Genomic DNA, 26,012 nt, shown 5'->3' on the forward strand with positions numbered 1-26,012 from the left:
ATTTTCTTTTCAGACAAGCCAAATTTCACCGAATACTCCCTTTTTGATAAATCTGCCTCTCGCGGAAGCACTTGCCCGGGCGCTCATTTCGATTTTTGCGTCGAGTTGTCATGTCATATGTCGCTTTACGCCGACAAATTTGTTTATTTTTACAAAATAGTCGTCAGGCTTGGTGTCGCTGTTTTACAAAAAAAGACAATTTGTCGTTTGTTCTGTACGAAATTGTATTGAAATGAATTTCTGTTGCTCAGTCTGTTTTCTCAATACCCTGATATGAAATGATTTTTTCCTGTGGCACCGTCCTTGCTCATATCCGACAAAAATGGAGGTGCATTGTGAATCCGACAGATACCGCTTTTATCATCATTTGTGCTGCCCTGGTCATGTTCATGACCCCAGGGCTCGCCCTCTTCTACGCGGGCATGACCCGTTCCAAGAACGCCCTGGGAACCATAATGCAGAGTTTTGCCGCCCTTGGCGTCATCACCCTGGTCTGGATTTTCTGGGGATATTCCCTGTCGTTCGGTACTGACATGAACGGCCTCATCGGCGGGCTGGACTTTGTGGGGATGGCCGGAGTCGGCATGGAACCGCACGAGTCCATAGCCACCAATCTTCCGCACATGGTCTTCATGATCTTTCAGTGCATGTTCGCCATCATCACCCCCGCCCTGATCTCCGGCGCCTTTGCCGAGCGTATGCGTTTTTCCGCCTTTATCATTTTCATCATCCTGTGGTGTACGTTCGTCTATGCTCCTTTGTGCCACTGGGTCTGGGGCGGCGGCTGGATGGCCCAGATGGGCGCCATGGATTTTGCGGGTGGAGCGGTCGTACACATGAGCTCGGCCAGCGCGGCCCTGGCCGCGGTTCTGGTCATCGGCAAGCGCAAGGGCTACGGCAAGCGCTCCTTCTTGCCGCACAACCTGCCCATGACCATGATCGGTACGGCGCTCCTGTGGTTCGGCTGGTTCGGTTTCAACGCCGGCAGCGCCCTGGCCGCCGACGGCCTGGCCGGCAACGCCTTTGTGACCACTCACATCGCGGCCGCCACTGCCATGCTTGCCTGGGTGTTCGCGGAATGGAAGTTTCACGGCAAACCCACAACCCTGGGCGCGGCTTCCGGCGCGGTGGCAGGGCTTGTGGCCATTACTCCGGCGGCAGGTTTTGTCGGCATCATGGCTTCCGTGCTCATTGGGCTTGGCGCTGGCGTGCTGTGCTACTTCGGCGTGAGCCTCAAGGCCCGCTTCGGCTACGACGACAGTCTTGACGTGGTCGGCATTCACGGAGTGGGCGGAGTCTGGGGCGCCTTGGCCACCGGTCTTTTCGCCAGCCAAGCCATAAACCCGGCCGGATTCAACGGTCTCTTCTACGGCAATCCCGGCCAGCTCTGGATTCAGTTTGTATCCGTCGTGGCCACCTGTGCCTTTTCATTTGTCGTATCCTATGTTTTGCTCAAGATCGTTAACGCCATCGTGCCCATTCGTGTCACCGAAGAAGAGGAAGAGGCCGGCCTTGACGTGGCCATTCACAGCGAATCCGCTTACCAGGCCTGATTTGCCAACCACTTGAGGAGGAATCATGAAACGAGTAGAAATAATCACCCGGCCCTACAAGCTGGACGAAATCAAGGAAGCCCTGACGGGCATGGGCATTCAGGGCATGACGGTCACCGACGTGCGGGGGTTTGGACGCCAGCGCGGCCACAAGGAAGTCTATCGCGGGGCCGAATATCAGGTCGACTTCGTGTCCAAGGTCAAGATCGAGATAGTCATCGACGACGACATGCTTGATCAGACCCTGGAGGTCATCCAGCAGGCCGCCAAGACCGGCAAGATCGGCGACGGCAAGATCTTTGTCTCCACCATCGACAACGCCATCCGCATCCGCACCGGAGAATCCGGCGGATCGGCCCTCTAGGAACGGGCAGCTTCGGCTGCCCATTCTCGACATGAGCATCGAAACCTTACGCCTGGCCCGGGACCTTTACCGCAACGTGAATGCGGACCCGGGCCATTCTCCTGCCTGGTTCTCCGCGTGCATGGATGATTGGGTACGCACGGCCTGTCAAAGTCGCCTCGACTCCGGCGGGGGGACGCTGGTCCTGGCCCTAGGCGGGTATGGTCGCTCCCGGCTTTTCCCTTATTCAGACATCGACCTTCTGGTCTGCCTGCCCGAATCGGGCGCTCCCGATCCCGAGCTTCTGGCCCAGGACCTGTTTCTTCCGCTGTGGGACAGCGGTTTTGACGTCGGGCACGGCATCAGGACCGTCTCCGAGACCATCGACCTGGCCGCCGCCGATTTCGAAGTTCTGTGCTCGCTCCTCGATGCCCGGCTGCTGTATGGCTCCGCGGATCTGTTTTCCGATTTTCAGACTGCCGTTGCGCGGGATCTTGTCATTCCCCTTCGCGCGGAACTTTTCTCCTGGCTCGCCGGACGTCATGAGGCGCGGCACGAGCGCTTCGGCGATACCGCGCATCTCTTGTCCCCAAGCCTCAAGGAGGGCCGGGGAGGGCAGCGCGATCACCAGACTACGCAGTGGCTGGAAACCTTGTGCCGCATGGGGGGGGATTCGTGGCCCCTTCTTTCGGCTTCCGAGCGGGAAGCATTGTCGCGCAGCGCCGATTTCATTTCAATGGCAAGAGTGGCTCTGCATCGCGTCAGCAAGCGCAAGAATGATGTCCTGCATCTGGAACTGCAGCCCGAGATAGCGCAGCTCATCGGCTATGGTCCGGCCACCGACAGGGATTCGGTGGAAAGGTTTCTCTCCGGGCTGCACAAGGCCATGGCCGAAACGAGGCTGCTTTGCCGGCTCTGCCTGGACAAGGCGCGGGTTCTCGCCGGAGGCGCTGCTTCCGGGAAACCCAGCGCCCCGGCCGGCCTTGATTTTTCCATTCTTGTCGCCGATCCGGCCAACGTCTTGGAATTGTTCCGGCACAGCGCGCAGACCGGGATTCCCATTGGCTGGCATACTCGGCGCATTATCCAGGACCGTTTTCCCGCCTTGTCCCTGGACCTGAACTGGCAGAAGCCCATTGTCTCGCGTTTCGAAGAGATTCTGTGCAGCGCGCACGCCGGGCACGCTCTCGACCAGATGCTTGAGGTCGGTTTCTTGAACCTTTTTGTGCCCGAGTTTTCGGCCATCGAGCATCTGGTCCAATTTGACGCCTATCACAAGCTTCCAGCCGGTCCGCATCTGGTCGAGACGGTGCGCAATCTTGCGGCCTTCGACCAGGATCATGAATTTATGGGTGATTTTCTGCACTCCCTGCGCAGCGATCCCTGTCTGCGCTGGGCCGCGCTGCTGCACGACATCGGCAAGGGTAACGGGGATCACGCCGTCAAGGGCGCGCGGCTCTCGCGTCTCATTCTTGAGCGTTTGGGATATGGCGATAATTTTGTTCAGGAATGCGCCTTTCTGATCGAACACCATCTGCTTCTGGTGCATACCGCCACGCGTCACGATCTGGGAGAGGAGTCCGTCGTCATGGAACTTGCCCAGACGCTTGGCAGCGTGAGGCGCCTCGACCTGCTGACCCTGTTGACCTGGGCCGACTCCATGGCCACCGGCCCCAAGGCCTGGAATCCATGGATCGAGAATCTTTTGCGGGAAACCTATTTCAAGACGCGCAAGGTCCTTGAATATGGATTAATGTCCGATGAAACCCTCGTGCACAGGCTCAGCACCCTGCGCGATGCCCTGCGCTCCAGCCGTCCTGCCCATTTTTCCATCCGCGATTTCGAGCGCTTTCTCTCCGTCATGCCCGCCAGGTACCTGATGCAGACCGCGCCCAAGCGCATCATCGAGCATATCGAGCAGGTCCATGCTTTTCGTGAATGCCCTGATTGCGGACCGTTTCACCTTTCGTGGGAGCACAGGCCCCATTCAAGGTCGTTGCGCGTCACGCTGGTCTCCACCGACCGCCCCGGGCTCTTTGCCCGAGTGTGCGCGGCCCTGGTCCGGCATGGGATGTCCGTGCTTGGCGCGGAACTTTGTGTCTGGGATGACAAGACGGTCGTGGACGTGTTCTGGGTCACCGAACCTCTGGACATGCTTTATGCCGACCAGACGGTCGAAGCCGTTCAATCCAGCCTTTTTGGCCTGCTTGCCGACGAGAACAGGCTGGATCAGCTCCCTGTGCAGATCACCACGCGACTCCGGAAGGTTTTCGCACTGGACCGCGATCTGGTCAGCGTTCGCCTCGACAACGGCGTTTCGGATTTTTATACGGTGCTTTCCATTGAAGCTCCGGATGTGCCCGGACTTCTGGCCACGGTTTCGCTTTGCCTTTACCGGCTTGGCGTTGACCTCGTCTTTGCCAAGATCGCGACGCAAAAAGACAAGGCCATGGACATTCTGCACATCCGCGAAGGCGGGGAAAAGATTCCCGACTCCGAGTGCGAATCCCTTGAACGCTCCCTGTGCCTGCTCATCCGCAGCCTGTACGCCTGAAGTTCTATGAGTGATTGGGTTGCCCGATCCAGTCTTCCAAGGTCACGGGTTCCGAGAGGCATTGATACCTCGGTTCCCAGTCGCACCTGGCCTTGATCTCGGCGCCATGCTGGATGATGGAAATGGGACGGTCCGAGCTGACCACGACCAGGATGACCTGATTGTGTTCGGCCGTGAACCTGAGGGCGGAGTTGTATCTGGCTCCACGGGCGCGGTTTTCTCCGGCTACCGCGCGGCCATCGAGCAGGGACGCGAATGCGTGCAGCTTGAGGTACATCATGTCGATGTGCAGCGCCCCGTCCACCTTGGCCAGCGAGGTCGCCAGATCAAGGTCCATGTGGCGCTTCAGATCAAGCGGCGTTTCCAGATGCTGCCCCGAGATGTTGGCCAGTGGGCTTCCGAAGTCGAGCACCAGGGCGCAGCCGTGTTTTCTTTCCTGGGCGCTGCGCACCAGCGTGCTGACCACCTTCATGATGGTGTAGAGCTTGCTCGAATCAAGGTTCAGTTCAAGCAGCACCTCTTCCAGCTGTACCAGATTGGCTTGTCTGGTGGAGGAGTGGAACCCGCCGTCGGAAAAGCTGCATATGGTTTCGTCCTGGACCTTGATGAAGCCATGATTCCCGCGATATTCCGCGGTCACGGAAAAGTCCGGCATCCGGCCCGTGCCGATGCCGATGATTTTCTGTCCGTTGCTGACCAGTTTGTGCTTGTTACCTTCCACGGCCTGCAGGAGCTTTCGGGTGTGCTTGAAATCCTTCATGGCAGGTCTTTCGAAATCGCCGAAGGTGGCCAGATAATGGATTCGGTGCACTTGAGATGGCTCGACGAAAATGAGATCGCCAAAGGCCCATTTGCCTTCTTCCTGGGTCTTCGAAATGTTCAGGACCGAGTCCAGTATGGGGTAGATGCGCAACCGCGTGTCCGGGCCCAGGCTCAGATTGCGCATGTCGACGATGTGATCCCGGACGGCGTGGGTCGCAAAATTTTGCAGTACATATCCCGACGTCTCAAGGTCCGTGATGCTTTTTGTTCCCAGATCCTGGGACAGGAGTCTGCATGCGTATTCCAGCCAGCGCTGCGTGGGACCGGTTGAACACATGTCCACATGGTGCTCACTGAACCATGTCTGGTAGAACATGTTGTGAAAATGACCACCATGGGCGATTATTCCAGCCAGTTCCGGGTTGTCGAACTGTCCTGGGTCATGCTCTCCATCCCCGGAAGGGTCCTGCATCCATTGTCCATGCCTGAGGTAGAGTTCCTCCAGGCGCGGCTCGTGTCCGCGCAGCAGATCACAGGGGTCATAGATGCGGAGCGGGCTGTTCCTGTTCAATGCATAAATCAGCGCGGCCCGGCTTGGCCCCGAGAACCTGCCCAGTCCATTGCACAAACCATCGTGAATCTGGTCGATGCATTTGATCAAAAACAGTTCTTCCATGAGTATCTTCCGGTATTTTTTCTTTTTTTGCTATCTCAGGCAAAGTTTTCGGTCAACGCATCCTTTGTGAAGGCCCTTGCTCCCTTTTGTTCTGCGCTTAGATTGTACCTTGAAAAGCAAGGAGGCTCACATGCATGAAGTCAGTCTGAATCGCGTCATTACGGATTATCTCACCGGCCGGGAGATCATGGATACCACGTATGAGGACTTGCGGCAGGCTCTGGCCAAGCTGCTGGTTGAAGACAGGAAGTATCCCCGTGAGAATATCCGCTCAAAATATGTCCTGGATTACTCGATAAACGGAGAGCCGCATTCGGTCGCCATCGATCTGGCGGTCTTTTCCCCTGCGGGTGAGCCGCTTTTGGCCCTGGTGTTCTGCCCCGGAGAGGTCGGAACCTTTGTGAGAGAGAGTGTCGCAGCGGCCCGCATTCATCTGCCGTCTCCCTTTCCGCTGGTCATCGTGACGGATTCGATGGAATTGCTGCTGGTGGAGACCAAGACCTCCGAGGTGATCGGGAGCGGCTTCAATGCAGTGCCCCGGTGGAGTGAGCTGCCAGGCCTCGCCCAGGCGCATCCTTGCCCATTGCCGGGTGAGGACCGGCTGGACAAGGAGCGCAGGATACTTGCCGCCTATGACGGTCTGGGCGGGCCTTGCTGCGGCAGTGAATGCGGCATCTAGGTGGTCATGCGGCCTATCGGCGGGAACGAGCACCATTTTTCCTGTTGCGCCGAAGGCCAGGACGCCAGGGTTTCGGTGAGTTCCTCCTGGGTGATGCCTACCGCGCCGACCTGTCCGACCACCAGTCCGGCGGCGCAATTGGCCAGTATGCAGGAGCTGAGCAGATCGAGGCCTGAGCTCAGGCCAAGGGCAATGACCGCGATGACGGTATCTCCCGCACCGGTCACGTCGAAGACCTTCTTGGCCGTGGTTGGCAGGTGAAAGACCCCCTGGCCGGGCAGGAATACAGCCATGCCCTCCGCGCCCAGGGTGATGACCAGGCTTTGCAGTCCCCGTTGCGTGATGATCCTTTTGCCCGCCTCAAGTATTTCCTCGCGGGTTGTAATGGCCATCTCGGCGCCTTCGGATGCTTCCTTCTTGTTCGGCGTCATGCAGTAAAGATCCTCGTAGTGAGGGAAATTGCATGTCTTGGGATCCAGAATGATTTTTTGGTCCGGCTTTTTCCGTTCGCGCAGCCAGTTCAGGAATTCTCCTGAAATGACGCCCTTGCCGTAGTCGGAGAGGATGATCGTATCAAAACCGTCGAGCCGGCTTTCCACTGTTTCCAGAAGCGACGAGAATTCCCCTGCATCGAGGGGCCGGTTCGTTTCCCTGTCCACGCGCAGCATCTGTTGGTGCTGGGCCATGATACGGGTCTTCAGTGTCGTTTCACGTGATGCCGACCGGATAAGATGACTTTCAACGCCGAGCGTGCCGCAGAGGTCCTGCAGGTTGTCTCCATAGAGATCCTGGCCGCAAATGCTCACCAGGGTGGGGCACCCGCCAAGGGTGGCCACGTTCTGGGCCACATTGCCGGCGCCGCCGATCTTGAAGACCTGTTCGGTGATTTTGACTATGGGCACGGGCGCTTCGGGCGAAATTCTTTCAACCAGCCCCTTTTGATACTGATCGAGCATGATGTCGCCGATGATGAGCACCTTGGAGCCGATCATACGCGAGGCATTGAACGCCAGATTCATATTTCCTGCTCCTTTGCCATTCGTTCAAGGAAAGACGCTATTTTTTCCCTTTCTTCGTTGCTTGCGTAAGCGAACACGATTTTTCCTTTTTTTGGCGTTCCCGAGTGTTTGACGGTGAAGGTGCCTGCCAGGGCCTTGACCACGTCCGCTATGTCTTCGGCCATGGGTTTGGCGCGGCGCGGTTTTTCTTCTTCCGGCTCGTTCTGGTTTTTGATTTTTTTGACCAGCTCTTCCGTGGCGCGCACGTTCAGATTCTTTTGCAGAATCTTTTCAGCCAAGCGGGTCATGCTCTCGGGATCATCGAGCCCGAGCAGCGCCCTGGCGTGTCCGGCGGAGAGGGCATTGGTCTCCAGAAGGTTCTGCACTTTTTCGGGCAGCTTCAGGAGCCGAAGGCTGTTGGTCACGGCGGGTCTGCTTTTGCCGATCTTGTCGGCCAGCTCTTCCTGGGTGATCTTGAAATGTTCCTTGATCTGCCCCAGAGCCCGCGCTTCCTCGATCGGGTTGAGATCCTCGCGCTGCAGGTTTTCGATGAGCGCGATGGCCATGCTTTCATGGTCGTCCATGCGCCGGACTATGCAGTCGATGGTATCAAGCCCGGCCATGCGGCAGGCCCGCCAGCGCCTTTCCCCGGCCACGAGTTCGTAGTGTCCCGTTGGCAGCGGTCTGACCAGCACCGGCTGGATCAGGCCCTGGCTCTTGATGGAGGCGGCCAGCTCTTCCAGCGCCGCCTGGTCGAAGTGGTGGCGTGGCTGGTGGATGTTGGGCTCAAGCGCGTTTATGTCCAGCGTCACTATTTCTGCTTCGTGTTCGGGTTCGACATTGCGGCTTTTGATGAGTACATCAAGCCCGCGACCGAGCCCGCGTTTTTTCATGGTCATGCTTTACCCGCGGATGTTTGCGTCAAGGGCCGTTGACCCCTGGCGATTCGTATTTAAAGACAGATGATTGTCCAAACCTTCAACTTCCGGAGTCACTGTGAACAAGGATACGGCCATCAGATACGTAGTCGATGCCAAGGGTGCGCCCCAGGGTGTTTTTATCGAAGAGGAAATGTGGCAGCATGTATGCCGGCATGTTCTCTCCGTAGTGGAGAAGCTCTATCCCTCGGTAGATCCCATTGTCGAACCCATGGCTGACCTGCAGCTCCTCGAAAAATATTGGGACCTCCGTTACGAGCTGCCCACCGACGTGACGTGTGAAACCTGCGGATCAACCACCGAGGACTGGAAGGCCGACGAACCCCGCAAGTTCATGCTGCGTGCCGCCAACATGGGCGGGCTGCTTGCATTCCAGTGTGTCGCTTGCAAGTCGCGCATCACCAAACGCCATTTCAAGGACAAGGTCACCGTGACCTGCACGCCTCAGGTCGCCTGCTCCTGCGATTGACCCAGCTTCTTGTCGATCAGTTCCTGGGCCAGCGTGATATAGGACTGGGTTCCCATGGACCTGATGTCGTAGAGTATGGCTGGAAGGCCATGGCTCGGCGCCTCCGACAGGCGCACGTTTCTCGGTATCGATGTTGTGAACACAAGCTCTTTGAAGTGGTCGCGCACCTCGCGTTCGACCATGAATGAGAGCTTGTTGCGTTTGTCGAACATGGTCAAAAGTATGCCCAGGATGTCGAGGTCGGGATTCAGCCTTTCCTTGACCAGTCCGTAGGTTTTCATGAGCTGTGCGATTCCTTCCAGCGCGTAGTATTCGCATTGAAGCGGAACGAGCAGCCATCTGGCCGCGCACAGGGCGTTGATGGTGATCAGCCCCAGTGATGGAGGACAGTCGATCAGGATGTAGTCGTACTCCGGGCTCAGCAGTTTCACGATGCCGCGCAGTATGAATTCCCTGTCCTTCTCTTCGCCAAGTTCGATCTCCGCGCCTACCAGGTCCGGCGTTGAAGGGAGTATTTTCAGGAATTCCATGTCGGAATCAACGATGCCCTTGCGTGCCTCTTCCGGAGAGAAAAGGGCCTGGTAGATCGAACTTTGCACCTGGCTCACGTCGACGCCAAGGCCGCTTGAAGCATTGGCCTGCGGGTCGCAATCAATGACCAGTACGCGCTGTTCCATGGCCGCCAGTGATGCCGCAAGATTAACGGTGGTGGTGGTTTTGCCCACCCCGCCTTTCTGATTTGCCAAAACGATTGTCTGCGCCAAAAGTCTTCCCTCCAGATCCTGTTGTTTCACGGGGAACTAAGGACGGTAGTAATCTTTGTACCAGGCGATGAACTTCTCTATTCCTTCCTCGATGCTTGTGGATGGCTTGAATCCGACTTCCTTGATCAGGTCATCGATGTTGGCGTAGGTCGCCGGCACGTCTCCGGGCTGGATATCCATGTAGTTGCGCACGGCTTTTTGGCCCAGGGCATTCTCAAGCACGGTGATGAACTGCTCAAGTTCCACGGTGTTGTTGTTGCCGATGTTGTAGAGCTTGTAAGGCGCGGGGGAGGTGCTCGGGTCGGGATTCTTGCCGTCCCATGCCGGATTGTCTGCCGGAACATGACTCACGATCCGGAACACGCCCTCGACGATGTCGTCGATGTAGGTGAAGTCCCTGCGCATCTTGCCATGATTGAAGACGTTGATCGGCTTTCCTTCGCAGATAGCCTTGGTGAAGAGGTACAGCGCCATGTCGGGGCGCCCCCAGGGGCCGTACACCGTGAAGAAGCGCAGACCTGTGGTCGGCAGCTTGTAAAGGTATGAATAGGTGTGCGCCATCAGTTCGTTTGATTTCTTGCTGGCCGCGTACAGACTCACGGGATGGTCCACATTGTCGTGGACGGAAAAGGGCATGGATGTGTTCAGCCCGTAAACCGAGCTCGACGAGGCGTACACCAGGTGCTTCGTACCGTTGTGGCGGCAGCATTCCAGCAGGTTTGCAAAGCCTACTATATTGGAATCAATGTAGGATTTCGGGTTCAGAAGGGAGTATCTGACACCCGCCTGAGCCGCCAGATTGACCACGTGTGTAAACTCGTTGGCCTTGAAATATGCATCCAGGGCTACGCCGTCAGCGAGGTCGATGGGCTCGAAATGGAAATTTGAATCCTGTTGCAGAAGCTTCAGGCGGTCTTTTTTCAAGTCCACCGAGTAGTAGTCATTGAGGTTGTCCAGGCCAAATACGGAAGTTCCCGCGGCAAGAAAGCGTTTGGCGAGGTGAAAACCGATAAATCCCGCCGCGCCCGTGATAAGAATTTTCATGCAATGCTCCATGTGAAACAAAATATGAAAAACATCTAACCTAAGGCTGTTTGGTGGGCAATACGGAATTTGAGATGTGCGGTTGCTTTTTTGTGAATTGAATTTTTAAGGCCCCGTCAGGAGCGGGCGATCAGATGCTCTGCAGGATTTTCCAGGCTTCATTTTTGACTTGCTGGTTGCCTTGCGCCATCTCTTCCAGGCTTGGCAGGGTTACGACCGGGCAGTCTGATTGTCCCAGAAGATTTTTGATACGGGCGTGAACCGTTTCATCAGTTGATTTGCGGTCCAGGAAGAGCAGGATCCGTTGCGGCCTGAAGTGATCCAGTCCTTTGCGGAAAGTTCCGGAGTCCAGATCGAGGGGCCATGAGCTGATATCCCCGGCTTGCCATTTGAGGTGCAGGCAGACGGACTCCTGGATTTTTTTGAAGACGACCAGGCGGGGCGGATTTGTCGCCTTTTGCATGTCTTCATAGAGCCCGAGGTACGTCCACATGGAGCGAACCGGTGATTGTTTCCCGTGAAACAATGACCGTAGTAAAATGGGAAGCGGTTCACTTGCGGGTGAAGACGGTTTTTGGACTGTTGGGTTTTGGCTTGGCGTTTCAGGTCTTGGAGCCGCCTTCAAAGGTGCCGGCGCTGGCGGCGTCTCTTCGGCCGCCTCTGTCCGGGGAAGCAGGACATGGGTGACACCAAGACGCTTCAGGGTGCGCTGGGCTTCGGTCAGGGTGTGTTCATTGAGATCCAATCCCAAATCCTCCAGGCAATTTCAGTTTTGGGCAGCTGCGGCCACGCTTCCTGTCGGCCGTGTCGATCCATGACCAAAACCCTGTTGGTGCATGATGCAAAGCCGGCACCGGCCTCGTCTATGGGATTGGCTACGAGCAGATCAAGATTTTTTTTGGCGAGCTTCAGCGCGGCATTCTTTTCGAGGTCTTGCGCTTCAGCGGCAAAGCCGATGGTTTGTTGCCATGATTTTTTGGCGTTGCTCAGGGTTGCGAGGATGTCAGGGTTGGGCTCAAAAGTCAGGCTCAGGGTTTCTCCGCTCTTTTTGAATTTGCCCGTGGAGCAGGCCGGAGGACGAAAGTCAGCCACGGCTGCCGTGAAGCATCCGATGTCCTGCGTTGGAAAAATGTCCTGGGCGGCTTCAAACATGTCACGGGCCGTGACCACGGGCACGCGCTGGATCATGGACGGCAGGGCGATTTCCGCCGGGCCGGTGATGGCGGTGACTTCGGCGCCGCGCAGGGCCGCAGCGACGGCCAGGCTGGCCCCCATGATTCCGCTTGAGGGATTGGACCAGAAGCGGGCCTTGTCAAAGTATTCTCTGGTTGGGCCGAGCGTAATCATGATTTTCTTGCCGCTAAGGTCCTGAGGCGAAAGCGCGGCCAGGGTACGGATGAAAATCTCGTCCAGTGGGGCAAGCCTGCCCTGACCCGTGTCACCGCAGGCGACATTGCCGCATTCGGGTTCAATGAGCGTAACGCCGCGTTCACCTAGCACGGACCAGTTGTGGCGGGTTGCCGGGGCGCTCCACATACGCGGGTTCATGGCCGGAGCCACCAGCACCGGGCCGGAGTAGGCCAAAAGCTGACAGCTGAGCAGGTCGTCGGCGATGCCGCAGGCCATTTTGGCGATCATGTTCGCAGTCGTTGGAACAACGACAAAGGCATCGGCCACCGATGGTTCGAGATGATCGAAATTGGCGCCACTGGAAAACATGTCGGTGTAGAGAGGATCAGCTCCGAGCGCCCCAAAGGAAAGGTCGGTCACGAATTTGCGGGCCGATTCCGTCAGGGTCACTCCGACTTGAAGGTGCAAATGCAAAAAGGCCCTGGTCAGATCCAGGGCCTTGTATGCTGCAATGGAGCCGGTGACTCCCAGGTGGATACGTTTCCCGTGAAACGTGTCGAACAGGTAGTGTGCGGGAATCACTGCGACAACGTCCTTTCGGAGTCCAGGCCCGTTCCCGCTGGCGGGTAGGTCTGGTAAGGATCAGCGGGGGGCGGGGTGCCGATGGAATAGGCAGGTTCGCTGCTGCCCGCGACCTTGGGGGATACCTTGATCTCAAGCCACGTGTACCACATGGGGCTTTCCTCGATGGTAATCATGCAGACGCGATTTTCTTTTGTAAAAACAAGGTGATAGCGCTGGTATTTCTGGTAGGTGACCATGGTCCAGCCGTCTTTGGGCATGGTGTTGAAGAAAAAGTCGAAAAGCGAAATGGGTTCGGCTCGGCCGCGAAAGACGATGGTTCCGTACTTGCCGCTTTCCATGGGAGAAATGGCAGACTTTTTGGTCTGAATCTCCATTTCTTCGGGTACGCGAATGTCTTTGAAATCATAGTAGAAACTGTTTTGTGTCGGGGCGGCTCCGGGATCTTCGGAGGTGGTGCCGTTAAAGGTGGCGCAACCCCACGAAGATAGCAGCAAGGCTACAAGAATCAGTTTAAGATAACGCATGAGTGTAATCCTTTCAGGAACGTTAAAATTGGAGATCGCAAGTTCTTGGGCTGAAAATCTAGCAACATCGGCAGTGAGATCAAGTTTTTTTTAAGAGCCGGCACTTTCTTCAAGCCGCCTGGCCTTGGCCGCTTCGTCAAGCCAACCCCCGTCTTCCAGGGATTGTGCGGCCAGAGCGTACATGCGGTGTGTTCCCTCCGTGTACACGGCGTGGATCAGTTCCTCTGCATATCCCTTGAAAACGCCGTGAACGAGATCGCTTTGAGCGTAAAGAAATCGGGCCAGCAGAGGGTTTTCATGGTGGAGGGGAAGATATAGGATGAAAAGGCGCTTGCAATGGAAGATGATGAAACGAATGCGGCGAACCTCGCGCTCTATGCTTTCCGAAGTCTGCCTGATGACCGCATAGAGTTCCGAACCGATATGCTGCTCTTCCGGCGTGAGCCCGACGCCCTGCTGCAGTTGCTTGAAGCGGGGCTTGTAGTTCATCTGCTGGTAGGCGTCTTCCTTGAGCTTTATGCACTCGTGGAAGATGTAGCCCAGCGCCCAGTCCAGGTACTCGCCGAAAACCGCGAAGGATGTCCTCTCTTCGTTGCGGAAAAGCAGATGGGAGGTGTCTTTGAGCCTCCAGAGCAGGCCCTTGCTGTTTTGGCGGCCGAGCATGTCGTCAAAGAAATGGAAGCTCACGGACCCGCTTGCGTCGTACTCGGAAAAATGATTTTCCAAAGCACTGGCGATCTGGCAGAAATCGCGCAGAACGTCGCGTACGAAGGAATCATGTTTGGACTTGAGCCAGCTTTTGGACATTGCACATCCCGTACTCATTTTTCGCGACATGTACGGCACCCCCAGACATCCGTCAAACCCACAAGAATCGATGAATACCGAACAAAAAATCATTTCTCCCGAACAAATTGCAAGGCCAGGCGGCAAGGTCGTGTTCACCAATGGCTGCTTCGACATCATCCACCCGGGCCATGTGGACTATCTGGAGCGGGCCAGGAGCATGGGCTCCTGCCTGGTCGTCGGCCTCAACAGCGACGCTTCGGTCAGGCGCCTAAAAGGCGCGCTGCGGCCGGTCAACGAACAGCAAAGCCGGGCGCGGGTGCTGGCGGCCCTGGCCTGCGTGGATTTCGTCATCATCTTCGACGAGGACACGCCTCTTGAACTGATCCGCAAGGTCCGCCCGGACGTGCTGGTCAAGGGCGGGGACTGGAGCGTAGACCGGATAGTGGGGCGAGAGGAGGTGGAGGCGGCGGGAGGGACGGTCTGCTCCATCCCGCTGTTGGCCGGATATTCAACCACGGGGACGGTAGAACGCATCGTGGCCATGCATCAAAGAGGCGGCAATGGATAGCTTGAACACAAAGCGCGTGGTCTATTCCCTGACGTATCTGCTGGAGATTCTGACCGACGCGGGCGAGATAAGCGAGGCGCAGGCCCGGATCATCATGGACCACGCCGTCAAGAACGGGATCAACGTGGAGGGGCCGGACGGAATCGACGACCTCATCCGCTTCAATATCCGAAAGCCCCCCAAAGAACCCGGACACCCGGAAGCGCGCATCACCGAGGATGTCATCCTGAAGGCCGTGGCGCGCCGGGAGGGGCTTGAGTTTCGCCGGGTGGACCCCTTTGATCTGGATCTTGAGGTCACCACCAAGACCATCTCCGAGAGTTTCGCCCGGATGAATACCCTGGTGCCGATCATGATCCGCGACGGCGAGCTTGAGCTTGCGGTCTTCAATCCTTTCCGGCCGGAGCTGTGGCAGGACATGGAGCGCGTCAGCGACCTGCCCTACAGGGTGTTCCTGAGCACCCGTCAGGACATCAACCGGCTCATCGACGATTATTACCAGTTCCGGACAGCCATCCAGGCCGCGCAGATCGAGTTCATGGACTCAAGCGAAATCGGCAATCTCGAAGCGCGGGTCAAGGTCTCGGAAAAATCCGACCCCGAATCGCAGCGGCACATCATAAAGGCCGTGGACTATCTGCTGCGCTCGGCTCTGCGCGAGCGCGCCAGCGACATCCACATCGAGCCCAAGAGGGATTTCGCGCTGATCCGGTTTCGCATCGACGGCATCCTGCATGATCTGCACAGGCTACCCATGACCGTGCATCTGGCCATGATAAACCGTTTGAAGGGGATGAGCCGGCTTGACATCTCCGAGAAGCGCAGGCCCCAGGATGGGCGCGTGCAGCTGGTCCTGGCCGGAGTGCCGACGGACGTGCGCGTTTCGACCATTCCGGTGGCCTTTGGCGAAAAGATGGTGCTGCGGCTCCTGTCCAGCGACAGCACGCTCAAGAATCTCGAAGAGCTGGGCATGGGGCCCGATCATTACGCGACCTACAGCAAGTTTCTGGGAAAGACCTACGGTCTCATCCTGGTCACCGGCCCCACGGGGAGCGGCAAGTCTACCACGCTGTACTCGACCCTGAAGGTGCTGGCCAATCCCCAGGTCAACGTGGTCACGCTAGAAGACCCCATCGAGATGGTGGTCGACGATTTCAACCAGATCGGCGTGCAGTCCAAGATCGGCGTGACCTTCGGGCAGATGCTGCGCCACATCCTGCGTCAGGACCCCGACATCATCATGATCGGCGAGATGCGCGACCTCGAGACCGCCGAGCAGGCCATGCAGTCGGCCCTGACCGGGCATATCGTCTTCTCGACCCTGCACACCAACGACGCCAGCGCCGCCCTGACCCGCTTGCTGGACCTTGGCCTTGACGCCTATCTCATCAATGCAGCCGTCATCGGCTGCATCGCCCAGCGCCTGGTGCGCAACATCTGCCTGCACTGCAAGGTGCAGTACACGCCGGATTACGAGGAGATAAAGGCCCTGGGGCTGGACAGCTACATCCGTCCGGGACAGGCCTTGTGGAAGGGGCGCGGGTGCGACCACTGCCGGCAGACGGGCTATTACGGGCGAACCGGCATCTTTGAGATCCTGCCCTACGACACCGAGGTCAAGGACGCCATCCGCAAGAACATCGATCTTGGCGATCTGCGTGAAATGGTCCGCAAAAAAGGGGTTCGGTCCCTGTTCGACGACGGCATGGCGAGGGTGGTGCAGGGCGTGACGACGGTGGAGGAGGTTTTGCGCGTGGCCGGGGGCTCCGTCGATTAGGTACGGGGCTTTACGGACTTAGGAAGATTCTTGCCGGTCAGTTTTTTTATGTCCTCGAATGCCTGATCCAGGGTGGAGCGTTCTCCGACGCTTTGCTGCAGAAAAGAGCGGATGGGATGGACCATGCCCAGGGCCTGGTCGATTTCCGGATTAGAACCGGGGGCGTAGGCGCCGATGTTGACCATGTCCTCGACACGCTGAAAGGTGGCCATCATGCGGACCAGGTCCCGTCCGGCGGCGATTACAGGCGCGGGAGCGACGTCGGGCGCCAGACGGCTGACGCTCTTGAGCACGTCGATGGAAGGGTAGTGCCCCTGGTCGGCCAGTTCTCGTGTGAGCACGATGTGGCCGTCGAGGATGGAGCGCACCGCGTCGGCCACGGGCTCGTTGAAGTCGTCGCCTTCCACAAGCACCGTGTAAATGCCAGTGATGCTTCCTTTGGACGAGCGCCCGGCGCGTTCGAGCAGGCGTGGCAGGTGCGAGAAGACCGTGGGTGTGTATCCACGCGTGGTGGGCGGTTCGCCGGCCGCAAGGCCCTCCTCGCGGGCGGCCATGGCGAAGCGGGTCACCGAGTCCATCATGAGCAGCACGTCCTTGCCCTCGTCACGAAAAAACTCGGCCATGGCCGTGGCCGCATAGGCGGCGCGCATGCGCACCAGAGGTCCCTGATCCGAAGTGGCCACGATGAGTACGGACTTGGCCAACCCTTCCGGTCCCAGATCCTTTTCGATGAAATCCACGACTTCCCGGCCACGTTCGCCGATCAGCCCGATGACGTTGACCTCGGCCGACGTGTACCGTGCGAACATGCCCATGAGCGTGCTCTTGCCGACGCCGGAGCCGGCCATGATTCCGACGCGCTGGCCCTTGCCCAGGGTCAGGAGACCGTTGATGGCCCGGACCCCGACATCCAGCGGTTCGGTGATGCGCGGTCTGGTCAAGGGGTTGGGGGGATCCGTGTGCAGGGGATTGTAGCGGGCGGGAAAGATGTTCTTTTGCGGGTCGAGGGACTGCCCGAAAGCGTCCACGGCGTGTCCGAGGTAGCGATGGCCGACCGGGAAAACAGGCGGAGTGCTGGTGTTGCGGATGAGGCTTCCCGGGCGGATGCCGCGCATCTCGCCGTAGGGCATGAGCAGCATGACGTCGTCGCGGAACCCGACCACTTCGGCGTTGATGACCTGCTTGCCGGTATCCCCCGGCAGAAGCTGACAGACCGAGCCAAGCGGGGCCTTTATGCCGCGCCCCTCGGCCACGAGCCCCACGACCTTGGTCACCTTGCCATAGGCTTGCGCCGGCTGAAGGCCGGCCAGCAGATGCAGGGTGCCGTCAAGATCGGCGGTCATGAATTTTCCACGTATCCGTCGAGAATGGCGCGGACCTGTTCAAAACGGGCGGCAATGGAATTGTCCACCAAGCCGTCGCCGCTTTCGATGCGCACTCCGCCGGGAGCAAGTTCCAGGCTTGAGCAGATGCGCAGTTCCGGAAGATCGGAGCGCTTTTCTCTGGTCTGATCGGCCAGGGACTTGGCCAGTTCGAAGTCTTGCGCGCAGACATGCACGGTGATGCAGGTCTTGGCCTGGAGCTGTGAGACGGCCTCCTCGAAGAGGGTGTTCAGGACCTGCTCGCGCTGTTCGTCGAGTATGACACCCAGGGTCTTTTCAAAGGCGAGGCGCATGATCTGGAAGAGGCTTTGCTTGTGCTCGGAGTAGATGCGTTCCTTCTCGGCGACCATCGCCGCCTGGATCGTGTCCATGAAGGAGCAGACTTTCGCGGTTTCCGCCTGCGCCATGGAGTTGGCCTGCTCTTGTCCGGCGGCAAAGCCTTCGGCCTGGGCGCGGGCACGAATCTGCTCGGCTTCGGCCAGAGCCTGGGCCAGAATATCCTTGGCCATTTGCTGGGCGCGCTGGCGTACCTGTTCCATATAGTGGTCCTCGGTCTCCGTGTTCCAAGTCAGGGTGGGCGGGCGGTTGAGTCCGACGCCGTCGCGGCTGTGCAAGCCATAAATGACCCTGCACGGGTTTTGCGCGTGCTCAGACAAGGACTTCGCCTCCGCTGCCGGCGATGACGATGCGGCCTTCGGCCTCCAGGCGTCTTACCTGCTTGACGATGTTCTGCTGCGCGGCCTCGACCTCGGACAGCTTGACCGGTCCCATGATTTCCAGATCCTCGCGGATCATGTTGCCCGCGCGTTCGGACAGGTTCTTGAAGAACTTCTCGCGCAGTTCCTCCGGCGCGGTCTTCAGGGACATGGTCAGGTCCTCGTTGCTGATTTCCTTCAGAACTTCGCGGATGCCGCGGTCGTCGATCTTGGTGATGTCCTCGAAGACGAACATGAGCTGCTTGATCTCTTCGGCCAGCTGCGCGCTCTCTTCCTCGATGTCGGCCATGATTTCCTCTTCCGTGGCCCGGTCGATGGCGTTGAGGATTTCCGCCACGGAATTGACGCCGCCGACCTTGCGGCCTTCCTTGCCGCCGATGGCGATGAGCTGGCTTTGCAGGACCCGATCGACCTCGACCAGCATTTCCTCGGCCACGGCTTCGAGCTTGGCCAGGCGGATGAGCACCTCGGCCCGCACTCCGGGGGCCATGTTCTGCAGGAGATTCCCCGCGCTATCGGATGGCAGGTGCCCGAGGATCAGCGCCAGGGTCTGGGGGTGCTCGTTGCGCAGGATCTGGGCCAGAATCTTGGGACTGACGTTGCCAAGCTCCTTGAAGGGCACGGGCCCGGAATCGAAATCAAGCTCGTCCAGGATGTAGCGCGCCGTGTCGGAATCGAGGTTCGAGGAGATCATCTTGCGCACCTGTTCCGGGCCGCCGTAGAGCATCTCCTTGCCGATGGTCATGGCCTGGTTGAACTCCTTGAGCACTTCCTCGGCCTGTTCCTTGTTCACGGTATCGAGCTTGGCCATGGCCCGTGACACGGCAGTGATCTCGGCGCGTTCGAACTTCTTGAAGACCTCGGAGGCAAACGCGTCGCCAAGGGCCAGGATAAGGATGGCCGTCTTCTGCGGCCCGGTCAGTTTTCCAGTAGGTGCTGCCACTTATGCTTCTCCCTGAGTCATCCATTGGCGCATGATCATGACGGCCTGATCCATGTTCTGCTCGACAAGCTGCTGTGCGAGGTGCTTGGCGTTTTCGATGCGTTTGACGGCGTCCACGGCCGCCATGTCCTCTTCGTTCAATCCTTCGGTCAGGGCCATGAGCTCCTGGGCCGCACCCAGTTCGTCGGACGTCTGCACGGTGGGCTTTTCGACCTTCGGGCGGATCAGGGCCAGGACCACGGGGCGCGCCACGAAGAGCAGGAACAGGAGGATGATGAGTGTGTTCAGGAGCGGCTTGCCCAGAAGCTGGAAGTAGCGCGAGGCAACGTCCAGAAGCGGGGCCTGTTCGGCACCCATGGGCTCGCCAAAGGAGATCGAGGAGACCTCTATGGCGTCGCCGCGGGTGTCGTCGAAGCCGACGGCGCGCTGGCTGAGCTGGCGGATTTGTTCCATCTGCTCGGCACTGAGCGGCTCGAAGGCGTACGTCCCGTCCTGCTGCTGAGTGTACTTGCCGTCGACGAGAACGGCAACGCTTAAACGCTTGATGCTCCCGACCTGGGAGATGATCTGCTGCTCTTCCTTGTTGATGTCGAAATTCGTGGTGGAGGAAGTGCGGGTGCTTTCCTGCGCCGTGCCGGAGGCCATGCCGTCGTTCTCGCCCTGGTAATTGGGATCGGGGGTACCGCCGTCGACATTGGCCGAACCCTTGCTTTCCTCTTCGTTTCTGACCTCGCTCCTGACCACGGCGGACTTGGGGTCGAAGATTTCCTTGCGGATGGTCGTGCGATCGAAGTCGAGATCGGCATTGACGCGGGCGATGACGCGTCCGGGGCCGACGATGGGCACCAGAAGCTGTTCGATGCGCTGCTCCAGGCTGCGCTGCATGCTCATCTGGTATTCAAGTTGGGTCGAGCTCAAACCCGTGAAGTCCGTGTCCGCCTTGGGTTCATAGAGGATCTTGCCCCGGCTGTCGGCAAGGGTGATGTGTTCGGTGGTCATGCCCTCGACGCTGGTGGAGACGAGGTTGACGATGGCCTGCACTTGCTGCGCTCCCAGGCTGCGGCCGCCCTTGAGCTTGAGCATGATGGCCGCGGAGGGCGGGGCCTGTTCCTCGACGAAGAGGCTCTTGTTGGGCAGCACCAGGTGCACGCGGGCGCTCTCCACCTCGGACAGCTCGGAGATGGTGCGGGACAGCTCGCCCTGGAGGGCGCGCTGGTAGTTGATGCCCTGCACGAAGTTGGTTTGGCCGATCTTGTTCTCGTCGAAGAGCTCGAAGCCGATGCCCTGACCATGCAGGGAGCCTTCGCCGGCAAGTTTGAGCCGCGCTTCGTAAACCATGTCTCCCGGCACCGTGATGGTGGTTCCGGAATCGGTGATCCGGTAGGGGATTTTTTCCTTTTGCAGGTAGTTCACCACGCTGGACGCGTCTTCCTGATACAGATTGCTGTACAGGACCCTGTAGTCGACCTTGTTCATCCAGAAGATCATGGCGAAGAACGCGATCAGGAGCGAGACCAGCAATCCTCCGAGGAGGATGCGCTGGGCCAGGGATTTATCGGTCCAGAAGTCCGTGGCCTTGGCCAGGGTGCTTTGCAGAAAGGGGGGCATGGTGAATCCTCGCGTGTATTAGAATCAGAACTGGATGCGCATTATTTCCTGATAAGCCTGCATGACCTTGTTGCGGACGGCGGAGGTCATGTCCATGGCCAGTCCGGCCTTTTGCAGGGTGATCATGAGCTCATGCACGTTCTGGTTTTTGCCCGAGACAAAATCCTGGATCATGAGCGATTTTTCCCCCTGCATTTCATTGACCTTGGCCAGGGACTCTTCGATGGTCTGGGCAAAGGACTGAGTCGCTTCCTTGGTGGACGTGTTCTTGGCGTCGATGCTTTTGGGGTTGCTCAAAAGCTCGCTTGCCGCCGAATAGGCCTTGATGGCCAAGGGTGATACCGCCATGGAATGTCTCCTTGTCTGTGTCTGCTACTTTATCCGGTCCGGGTCATGGTCCGGGCTAACGTCCGATTTCAAGGGCCTTGGAAAACATGCTCTTGGACGTGGTGATGGTCGAAACGTTGGCCTCGTAGGCGCGCATGGCCGAGAGCATGTTGGTCATCTCCTCCACCACGTTGATGTCCGGATAGCTGACGTAGCCTTCCTCGTCGGCGTCCGGGTGCCCCGGCTCGTAAACCTGCTTGAGCGGCCGCCGGTCGTTCTGGACCGATTCGACCCTGACTCCTTTGACGTCCTGATCCAGGGCCGAGTTCATGGCCTTGGAGAAGGGGCTCTGCACTTCGGTTTCCTTGAAAACGACTTCCTTGCGGCGGTACGGTCCGCCGTCCGCGGTTCTGGTCGTCTTGGCGTTGGCCAGGTTCATGGAGATGACGTTCAAATGGGTGCGTTCGGCCTTGAGCGCGGACGCCCCGACATCGATGGCGGTCATGAAGTCCATTATTTGCCTCCGTCAGCGATGGTTTGCTTCAGGCCGGAGAGGCTTTTCTGCATCACCGTCGCAAGCGTGTTGTAAAGGAGGTTGTTCTTGGCCATGGCGGCCATCTCCTTGTCCAGGTCCACGTTGTCCACGCCCTGCACTACTCGCGGCGTCAAGGATTTGGTCACGCTGGCCTCGGCCGAGTCGGCGGCGAAGGCGAGAGGAAAGTGGTCGGGATGCGTGCGGGCCACGGCTCCGGTCTCGGAAAGGCCGAGGGCGGCCTGGAGGTCTTTTTCAAACTCCAGGGTGCGGGCCTTGTAGCCGGGCGTGTTGATGTTCGCCAGGTTGGTGCTGACGATGTTTTGACGCTGCAGCTGAAAATCCATGACCTTGGCCGTCAGATCAATGTGATCGGGAAACAAGCTTTTCATTCGATAACCCCTTGTCATACCGGCTTTTGTTTTTCATCTTGAGACAGAGCCGGGATGCTGACGAGGTCTGGTTTGCAATGACCATTCCAGATTGCGCAGAAGGCAATATGATATTTAAAATCATCATGTTGTCAGGAGAGAGGCATGTTCGGGGAGAAGTTTTGCTGAGTGGAGAGAGGTGTGGCACCAAAGTTGCTAAGTCGTTGGCAGACAGTCAACGCATACTAGATTTGCCGACAAGGAGGAGGAACCATGAGTTCGCATCTGGATTATGAAATCAACAAGGAACTTGGCGAATGTTATCTTTTCATGGGTGAATTGGACAAGGCCGAGAGTTATTACCAGAAAGCCGCAAGCAGCAACGGCGTCCACCCGGATCCGTATCTGGGCCTGGCGACCATTGCGGTGCAGCGCGGGGACCTGAATCAGGCCTTGACCATGTATCAAAAGGCCGACGATATCGCATCTTCGGACAAGTCCATTGCCGGGATAGCGCTCATCAGCGCCCAGCAGGGTCAGGAAGACAAGGCGTTCGAGCTGTATCAGAAGGCCCTCGGGCTCAATCCTGAAAACATCGTCGCTCTTTTCGGACTGGTTCAGGTTTCGCATGTGCTCGGGCGCACCGCAGAGGCCATCGCCCCCCTTGAGCTGCATCTGGAGATCAATCCGGGCAAGAGCGAAGTCCGCTATGCCTTGAGCGGTTGCCTTGTGTCCTGCGGCCGCAAGGACGAGGCCAAGGCGCATCTGCATCGGCTTTTGGAGTTGGACCCCGGCAACGCGTCGGCGAACGAACTTCTGGCCCAGCTTTAGAACGTTTTCGTTCCCCTCCCTCAAGGCAGGCCGAATCCCGGCGATCCGGGATTCGGCCTGCCTGTGTTATTGCATATTGCGATCAAAGGTGGCAGTGCACGGCGAACATTCTTTTGAGAGGGGGACACCATGAACATGTTGCCGATTCGCCGGGCCATCCTGAGCGTCACAGATAAATCAGGCCTTGATGACTTTGCCCGTTTTCTGCAAGAGCAGGGAGTGGAGCTCGTTTCCACCGGGGGCACCCGCAAGAAGCTCGTCCAGGCGGGCCTCAAAGTCCGTTCCGTCAGCGACGTGACCGGTTTTCCGGAGATTCTGGGCGGCCGGGTCAAGACCCTGCACCCGCACGTGCACGCCGGAATCCTGGCCGACAAGGACGATTCCACCCATATGCAGACCCTGAAGGACCTGCGGCTGTCTCCCTTCGATCTGATCTGCGTCAATCTCTACAATTTTGCCGAAGCCGTGCGCCAGACCCTGGAAGACAAGCAGGCCGTGGAACAGATCGACATCGGCGGACCGACCATGCTGCGCGCCTCGGCCAAGAACTTTCATTCCGTGGCCGTCATTCCTGATCCGTCCTACTATGCCGAATGCATGCAGGAGATGAAGAGCAACGGCGGTTCCCTGTCCCTGGACTTCCGCAAGCGCATGGCCGTGGCGACCTTTGCCCTGACTTCGGAATACGACCGCATGATCACCGAGTACCTGAGCCGCTCCTGACGGAGCGGCCCGGCCGGCTCACACCGGCCACGGAGAGAACACCATAGCATCAAAACCACTCGGCAACCTGACCGGCCTCAAACCCAGCCAGATCACGGCCATTTCCCGGCTCTACAACAGACGCTTTCCCGACCAGGGCGGGTTCACCCCCGACCAGGCCCGGGAGCTGGCCATCCTGAGCAGGGGCGTCAGCCGTCAGATCGGCGTGCTCATAAACCGCAAGGGCGTGCCGGTCATGGTACTGGTCGGAGAGCAGGACGGCATCCTGATCCCCGAGCTTTCGCGCCATCGTCAGGCCGACTCCCGGCTTTCCGGCCTGCGCCTCCTGCACACCCATCTCGATTCGTCCCTGCTGACCCAGGAAGACCTCATGGACATGGTCTTTTTGCGTCTTGACGCCATCAGCGTGCTGACGGTGTCTTCCGACGGGGCTCCCAGAACCTGCCAGATCGCCCACATCCTGCCTCCGAACACCGACGAGCTGCCCTATCAGATTCACCCGGCCATGATCTGGGATGATGTGGATTTTGATTTCGGAGCGAACGTCAAGGCCCTGGAGGACGAGCTTGCGCGCACGGGCCAAAGCGTGGCCGCCGCGGCCCGTGAGGGCTCGGCCATACTGGTCAGCGTGGCTTCGGAGTCCAGGGGCGCGCAGGAGCGATCCCTGGCGGAACTGGCGGAGCTGGCGGATACGGCCGGACTGGAAGTGGTGGGGCAGGTCGTGCAGCGGGTGACCCGGGTCAATCCCAAGCTCATCCTCGGCCGGGGCAAGCTTGCCGAGCTGGAAGTCCTGGCCTTGCAGAAGAATGCCGCGACCCTGGTCTTCGATCAGGAGCTGACCCCCACGCAGCAGCGCAACCTGAGCCAGATCACCGAGCGCAAGGTTCTGGACCGCACCCAGCTCATTCTCGACATTTTCGCCCAGCACGCCCAGACTCGCGAAGGAAAGCTGCAGGTCGAGATGGCCCAGCTCAAGTACATGATGCCGCGCCTAGTGGGCCAGAATCGGGCTCTCAGCAGGCTGGCCGGCGGCATCGGCGGACGCGGTCCGGGCGAGACGCGTCTGGAGATGGATCGCCGCAAGATCCGCGAGCGCATCGCCCAGATCAAGGCGGAGCTCATGAGCGTGCGAAAGCACCGCAAGTCCACGCGCAGCCGCCGCGACAAGGCCGGGCTGCCCATCGTCTCCCTGGTCGGGTACACCAACGCGGGCAAGTCCACGCTTCTGAACACCCTGACCAAGAGCGTGGTCCTGGCCGAGAACAAGCTTTTCGCCACGCTCGATCCCACCAGCCGCCGGTTGCGTTTTCCCGAGGACCGGGAAATCATCCTGACCGACACCGTAGGCTTCATCCGTCACCTCCCGGCCGATCTGCGCGAGGCCTTCATGGCCACCCTGGAGGAACTTGAGAGCGCGGACGTGCTGGTGCATGTGGCCGACGCCTCCCATCCGGAGATGGACGCCCAGATCGAAGCGGTGGAGTCCATCCTGCGCGACCTCTCCATCGACACCATTCCGCGCATCCTCGCCCTGAACAAGACCGACCGCATAAGCGAAGAGACCCGCCAGACCCTGCGCTTCGTCCATCCCGAAGCTGTCTTCATTTCAGCCCTCGAACGCCCGACCCTGGCTCCTTTGGTCGAGCGCATCAAATCGCTGCTGTGACGCCGCGTCCTGTGCAAAGCCTCTTTCGATAAAGGCATGGATTCCCGCCTGCGCGGGAATGACACATGAACAACGCCTGAATTGGTGGTTACGGATCGACGACGGCCAGGAGTTTTCGCCTTGCGACCACGTCATTCCCGCGCAGGCGGGAATCCATGCTTCATCCGGCACGAACCCTTCGCCCCTCCGGGCATCTTCCCTTGGTCGATGAGCAGGAATTTTCGCCTTGCGACCACGTCATTCCCGCGCAGGCGGGAATCCATAATTCATCCGGCACGAACCCTTCGTCCTTCCGGGCATCTTCCCTTGGTCGATGAGCAGGAATTTTCGCCTTGCGACCACGTCATTCCCGCGCAGGCGGGAATCCATGCTTCATCCGACATGAACCCTTCGCCCCTCCAGGCATCTTCCCTTGGTCGATGAGCAGGAGTTTTCGCCCTGCGACCACGTCATTCCCGCGCAGGCGGGAATCCATGCTTCATCCGACATGAACCCTTCGTCCCTCCAGGCATCTGCCCTGAAAAGCGAAAAGCGCGAAAA

The 26,012-nt window shown here is 58.7% G+C and carries 26 protein-coding genes; 10 read left to right on the plus strand and 16 right to left on the minus strand.

All coding sequences use genetic code 11. The features are described 5' to 3' along the window. Window positions 1-335 precede the first annotated feature (335 nt). Genes H4684_RS03025 through H4684_RS03035 form a run of 3 tightly spaced genes read left to right on the plus strand, consistent with a single transcriptional unit; the run spans window position 336 to window position 4,450 of the window. Window positions 336-1,553, plus strand: a complete 1,218-nt coding sequence (locus tag H4684_RS03025) for an ammonium transporter (RefSeq protein WP_092189729.1) — start codon at window positions 336-338, stop codon at window positions 1,551-1,553. A gap of 25 nt (window positions 1,554-1,578) precedes the next feature. Continuing rightward, window positions 1,579-1,917, plus strand: a complete 339-nt coding sequence (locus H4684_RS03030; RefSeq protein WP_092189727.1) for a P-II family nitrogen regulator — start codon at window positions 1,579-1,581, stop codon at window positions 1,915-1,917. Window positions 1,918-1,948: 31 nt separating this feature from the next. Then, entirely contained in the window at window positions 1,949-4,450 is a 2,502-nt protein-coding gene (locus tag H4684_RS03035) for a [protein-PII] uridylyltransferase family protein (protein WP_192622778.1), read from the plus strand. A gap of 4 nt (window positions 4,451-4,454) precedes the next feature. On the opposite strand, the gene H4684_RS03040 is transcribed toward H4684_RS03035, so the two are convergent. Further along, window positions 4,455-5,888, minus strand: coding sequence for a DNA integrity scanning protein DisA nucleotide-binding domain protein (locus H4684_RS03040; protein ID WP_192622779.1), 1,434 nt, complete (start codon window positions 5,886-5,888; stop codon window positions 4,455-4,457). A gap of 130 nt (window positions 5,889-6,018) precedes the next feature. Here H4684_RS03040 and H4684_RS03045 point away from each other — a divergent pair, with 130 nt between their 5' ends. After that, a complete protein-coding gene (locus H4684_RS03045; protein WP_192622780.1) occupies window positions 6,019-6,567 on the plus strand; it encodes a type I restriction enzyme HsdR N-terminal domain-containing protein in 549 nt (182 codons plus the stop codon). Here H4684_RS03045 and H4684_RS03050 read toward each other — a convergent pair. Both H4684_RS03050 and H4684_RS03055 read right to left on the minus strand, forming a co-directional pair. Next, the gene (locus tag H4684_RS03050) at window positions 6,564-7,586 is read right to left on the minus strand and encodes a bifunctional heptose 7-phosphate kinase/heptose 1-phosphate adenyltransferase (protein ID WP_192622781.1); all 1,023 of its coding nucleotides are present in this window, start codon (window positions 7,584-7,586) and stop codon (window positions 6,564-6,566) included. The genes H4684_RS03045 and H4684_RS03050 overlap by 4 nt on opposite strands. After that, a complete protein-coding gene (locus tag H4684_RS03055) occupies window positions 7,583-8,464 on the minus strand; it encodes a ParB/RepB/Spo0J family partition protein (protein WP_192622782.1) in 882 nt (293 codons plus the stop codon). Before H4684_RS03055 ends, H4684_RS03050 begins: the two co-directional genes overlap by 4 nt. Before the next feature lie 97 nt (window positions 8,465-8,561). Between H4684_RS03055 and H4684_RS03060 the strand changes: the two genes are divergently transcribed. Further along, on the plus strand, window positions 8,562-8,972 hold the full coding sequence (locus H4684_RS03060; protein WP_092189717.1) for a hypothetical protein: 411 nt from the start codon (window positions 8,562-8,564) through the stop codon (window positions 8,970-8,972). Here H4684_RS03060 and H4684_RS03065 read toward each other — a convergent pair. The 6 genes from H4684_RS03065 to H4684_RS03090 form a co-directional block, all read right to left on the minus strand. Then, window positions 8,948-9,736, minus strand: a complete 789-nt coding sequence (locus tag H4684_RS03065) for a ParA family protein (protein ID WP_092189715.1) — start codon at window positions 9,734-9,736, stop codon at window positions 8,948-8,950. The two genes, H4684_RS03060 and H4684_RS03065, sit on opposite strands and share 25 nt — an antisense overlap. A gap of 36 nt (window positions 9,737-9,772) precedes the next feature. Continuing rightward, on the minus strand, window positions 9,773-10,780 hold the full coding sequence (locus H4684_RS03070; RefSeq protein ID WP_192622783.1) for an NAD-dependent epimerase: 1,008 nt from the start codon (window positions 10,778-10,780) through the stop codon (window positions 9,773-9,775). Between the two features lie 130 nt (window positions 10,781-10,910). Then, window positions 10,911-11,273 carry a hypothetical protein gene (locus tag H4684_RS03075; protein ID WP_092189711.1) on the minus strand — a complete coding sequence of 121 codons (363 nt, stop codon included), beginning with the start codon at window positions 11,271-11,273 and terminating at the stop codon, window positions 10,911-10,913. A gap of 227 nt (window positions 11,274-11,500) precedes the next feature. Next, the gene (coaBC, locus tag H4684_RS03080; protein WP_192622784.1) at window positions 11,501-12,712 is read right to left on the minus strand and encodes a bifunctional phosphopantothenoylcysteine decarboxylase/phosphopantothenate--cysteine ligase CoaBC; all 1,212 of its coding nucleotides are present in this window, start codon (window positions 12,710-12,712) and stop codon (window positions 11,501-11,503) included. Further along, window positions 12,709-13,239 (minus strand): hypothetical protein, encoded by a 531-nt coding sequence (locus H4684_RS03085; RefSeq protein WP_092189707.1) that lies wholly within the window; start codon window positions 13,237-13,239, stop codon window positions 12,709-12,711. The genes coaBC and H4684_RS03085 overlap by 4 nt, the downstream gene beginning before the upstream one ends. A gap of 90 nt (window positions 13,240-13,329) precedes the next feature. After that, window positions 13,330-14,046 carry a hypothetical protein gene (locus tag H4684_RS03090; protein ID WP_092189705.1) on the minus strand — a complete coding sequence of 239 codons (717 nt, stop codon included), beginning with the start codon at window positions 14,044-14,046 and terminating at the stop codon, window positions 13,330-13,332. Between the two features lie 70 nt (window positions 14,047-14,116). Between H4684_RS03090 and rfaE2 the strand changes: the two genes are divergently transcribed. Then, window positions 14,117-14,596: a D-glycero-beta-D-manno-heptose 1-phosphate adenylyltransferase gene (gene rfaE2, locus H4684_RS03095; RefSeq protein ID WP_192622785.1), complete on the plus strand. Its 480-nt coding sequence runs from the start codon at window positions 14,117-14,119 to the stop codon at window positions 14,594-14,596. Next, window positions 14,589-16,373, plus strand: a complete 1,785-nt coding sequence (locus H4684_RS03100; protein WP_192622786.1) for a GspE/PulE family protein — start codon at window positions 14,589-14,591, stop codon at window positions 16,371-16,373. Before rfaE2 ends, H4684_RS03100 begins: the two co-directional genes overlap by 8 nt. Here H4684_RS03100 and H4684_RS03105 read toward each other — a convergent pair. From H4684_RS03105 to flgB, 7 genes are read right to left on the minus strand one after another with little or no spacing between them, the layout of a single operon-like run. After that, a complete protein-coding gene (locus H4684_RS03105; RefSeq protein ID WP_192622787.1) occupies window positions 16,370-17,716 on the minus strand; it encodes a FliI/YscN family ATPase in 1,347 nt (448 codons plus the stop codon). The two genes, H4684_RS03100 and H4684_RS03105, sit on opposite strands and share 4 nt — an antisense overlap. Then, the gene (locus H4684_RS03110; protein ID WP_192622788.1) at window positions 17,713-18,411 is read right to left on the minus strand and encodes a FliH/SctL family protein; all 699 of its coding nucleotides are present in this window, start codon (window positions 18,409-18,411) and stop codon (window positions 17,713-17,715) included. The genes H4684_RS03105 and H4684_RS03110 overlap by 4 nt, the downstream gene beginning before the upstream one ends. Next, window positions 18,404-19,414 carry a flagellar motor switch protein FliG gene (gene fliG, locus H4684_RS03115; RefSeq protein WP_092189695.1) on the minus strand — a complete coding sequence of 337 codons (1,011 nt, stop codon included), beginning with the start codon at window positions 19,412-19,414 and terminating at the stop codon, window positions 18,404-18,406. Before fliG ends, H4684_RS03110 begins: the two co-directional genes overlap by 8 nt. After that, window positions 19,415-21,022: a flagellar basal-body MS-ring/collar protein FliF gene (fliF, locus tag H4684_RS03120; RefSeq protein WP_192622789.1), complete on the minus strand. Its 1,608-nt coding sequence runs from the start codon at window positions 21,020-21,022 to the stop codon at window positions 19,415-19,417. 24 nt (window positions 21,023-21,046) lie between these two features. Further along, window positions 21,047-21,370, minus strand: coding sequence for a flagellar hook-basal body complex protein FliE (gene fliE, locus H4684_RS03125; protein WP_092189691.1), 324 nt, complete (start codon window positions 21,368-21,370; stop codon window positions 21,047-21,049). 55 nt (window positions 21,371-21,425) lie between these two features. Next, the gene (gene flgC, locus H4684_RS03130; protein WP_092189689.1) at window positions 21,426-21,863 is read right to left on the minus strand and encodes a flagellar basal body rod protein FlgC; all 438 of its coding nucleotides are present in this window, start codon (window positions 21,861-21,863) and stop codon (window positions 21,426-21,428) included. Continuing rightward, entirely contained in the window at window positions 21,863-22,273 is a 411-nt protein-coding gene (gene flgB / locus H4684_RS03135; protein WP_192622790.1) for a flagellar basal body rod protein FlgB, read from the minus strand. The genes flgC and flgB overlap by 1 nt, the downstream gene beginning before the upstream one ends. 252 nt (window positions 22,274-22,525) lie before the next feature. Between flgB and H4684_RS03140 the strand changes: the two genes are divergently transcribed. The 3 genes from H4684_RS03140 to hflX all read left to right on the plus strand — a co-directional run bounded on the left by H4684_RS03140 (window position 22,526) and on the right by hflX (window position 25,472). Then, entirely contained in the window at window positions 22,526-23,083 is a 558-nt protein-coding gene (locus H4684_RS03140) for a tetratricopeptide repeat protein (RefSeq protein WP_092189685.1), read from the plus strand. A gap of 129 nt (window positions 23,084-23,212) precedes the next feature. Beyond that, window positions 23,213-23,806 carry an IMP cyclohydrolase gene (locus H4684_RS03145; RefSeq protein WP_092189683.1) on the plus strand — a complete coding sequence of 198 codons (594 nt, stop codon included), beginning with the start codon at window positions 23,213-23,215 and terminating at the stop codon, window positions 23,804-23,806. Between the two features lie 43 nt (window positions 23,807-23,849). Continuing rightward, window positions 23,850-25,472, plus strand: a complete 1,623-nt coding sequence (gene hflX / locus H4684_RS03150) for a GTPase HflX (RefSeq protein ID WP_192622839.1) — start codon at window positions 23,850-23,852, stop codon at window positions 25,470-25,472. Window positions 25,473-26,012: the final 540 nt, after the last annotated feature.

Source organism: Desulfomicrobium macestii (assembly GCF_014873765.1).
Lineage (GTDB): Bacteria > Desulfobacterota > Desulfovibrionia > Desulfovibrionales > Desulfomicrobiaceae > Desulfomicrobium > Desulfomicrobium macestii.

Excerpts from the sequence above, each read along its gene's own strand:
- H4684_RS03030 (WP_092189727.1), top strand. The coding sequence starts at position 1,579 with ATGAAACGAGTAGAAATAATCACCCGGCCCTACAAGCTGGACGAAATC.
- H4684_RS03035 (WP_192622778.1), top strand. The coding sequence starts at position 1,949 with ATGAGCATCGAAACCTTACGCCTGGCCCGGGACCTTTACCGCAACGTG.
- H4684_RS03040 (WP_192622779.1), bottom strand. The coding sequence starts at position 5,888 with ATGGAAGAACTGTTTTTGATCAAATGCATCGACCAGATTCACGATGGT.
- H4684_RS03045 (WP_192622780.1), top strand. The coding sequence starts at position 6,019 with ATGCATGAAGTCAGTCTGAATCGCGTCATTACGGATTATCTCACCGGC.
- H4684_RS03050 (WP_192622781.1), bottom strand. The coding sequence starts at position 7,586 with ATGAATCTGGCGTTCAATGCCTCGCGTATGATCGGCTCCAAGGTGCTC.
- H4684_RS03055 (WP_192622782.1), bottom strand. The coding sequence starts at position 8,464 with ATGACCATGAAAAAACGCGGGCTCGGTCGCGGGCTTGATGTACTCATC.
- H4684_RS03070 (WP_192622783.1), bottom strand. The coding sequence starts at position 10,780 with ATGAAAATTCTTATCACGGGCGCGGCGGGATTTATCGGTTTTCACCTC.
- H4684_RS03075 (WP_092189711.1), bottom strand. The coding sequence starts at position 11,273 with ATGTGGACGTACCTCGGGCTCTATGAAGACATGCAAAAGGCGACAAAT.
- H4684_RS03085 (WP_092189707.1), bottom strand. The coding sequence starts at position 13,239 with ATGCGTTATCTTAAACTGATTCTTGTAGCCTTGCTGCTATCTTCGTGG.
- H4684_RS03090 (WP_092189705.1), bottom strand. The coding sequence starts at position 14,046 with ATGTCCAAAAGCTGGCTCAAGTCCAAACATGATTCCTTCGTACGCGAC.
- rfaE2 (WP_192622785.1), top strand. The coding sequence starts at position 14,117 with ATGAATACCGAACAAAAAATCATTTCTCCCGAACAAATTGCAAGGCCA.
- H4684_RS03100 (WP_192622786.1), top strand. The coding sequence starts at position 14,589 with ATGGATAGCTTGAACACAAAGCGCGTGGTCTATTCCCTGACGTATCTG.
- H4684_RS03105 (WP_192622787.1), bottom strand. The coding sequence starts at position 17,716 with ATGACCGCCGATCTTGACGGCACCCTGCATCTGCTGGCCGGCCTTCAG.
- fliF (WP_192622789.1), bottom strand. The coding sequence starts at position 21,022 with ATGCCCCCCTTTCTGCAAAGCACCCTGGCCAAGGCCACGGACTTCTGG.
- fliE (WP_092189691.1), bottom strand. The coding sequence starts at position 21,370 with ATGGCGGTATCACCCTTGGCCATCAAGGCCTATTCGGCGGCAAGCGAG.
- flgC (WP_092189689.1), bottom strand. The coding sequence starts at position 21,863 with ATGGACTTCATGACCGCCATCGATGTCGGGGCGTCCGCGCTCAAGGCC.
- flgB (WP_192622790.1), bottom strand. The coding sequence starts at position 22,273 with ATGAAAAGCTTGTTTCCCGATCACATTGATCTGACGGCCAAGGTCATG.
- H4684_RS03140 (WP_092189685.1), top strand. The coding sequence starts at position 22,526 with ATGAGTTCGCATCTGGATTATGAAATCAACAAGGAACTTGGCGAATGT.
- H4684_RS03145 (WP_092189683.1), top strand. The coding sequence starts at position 23,213 with ATGAACATGTTGCCGATTCGCCGGGCCATCCTGAGCGTCACAGATAAA.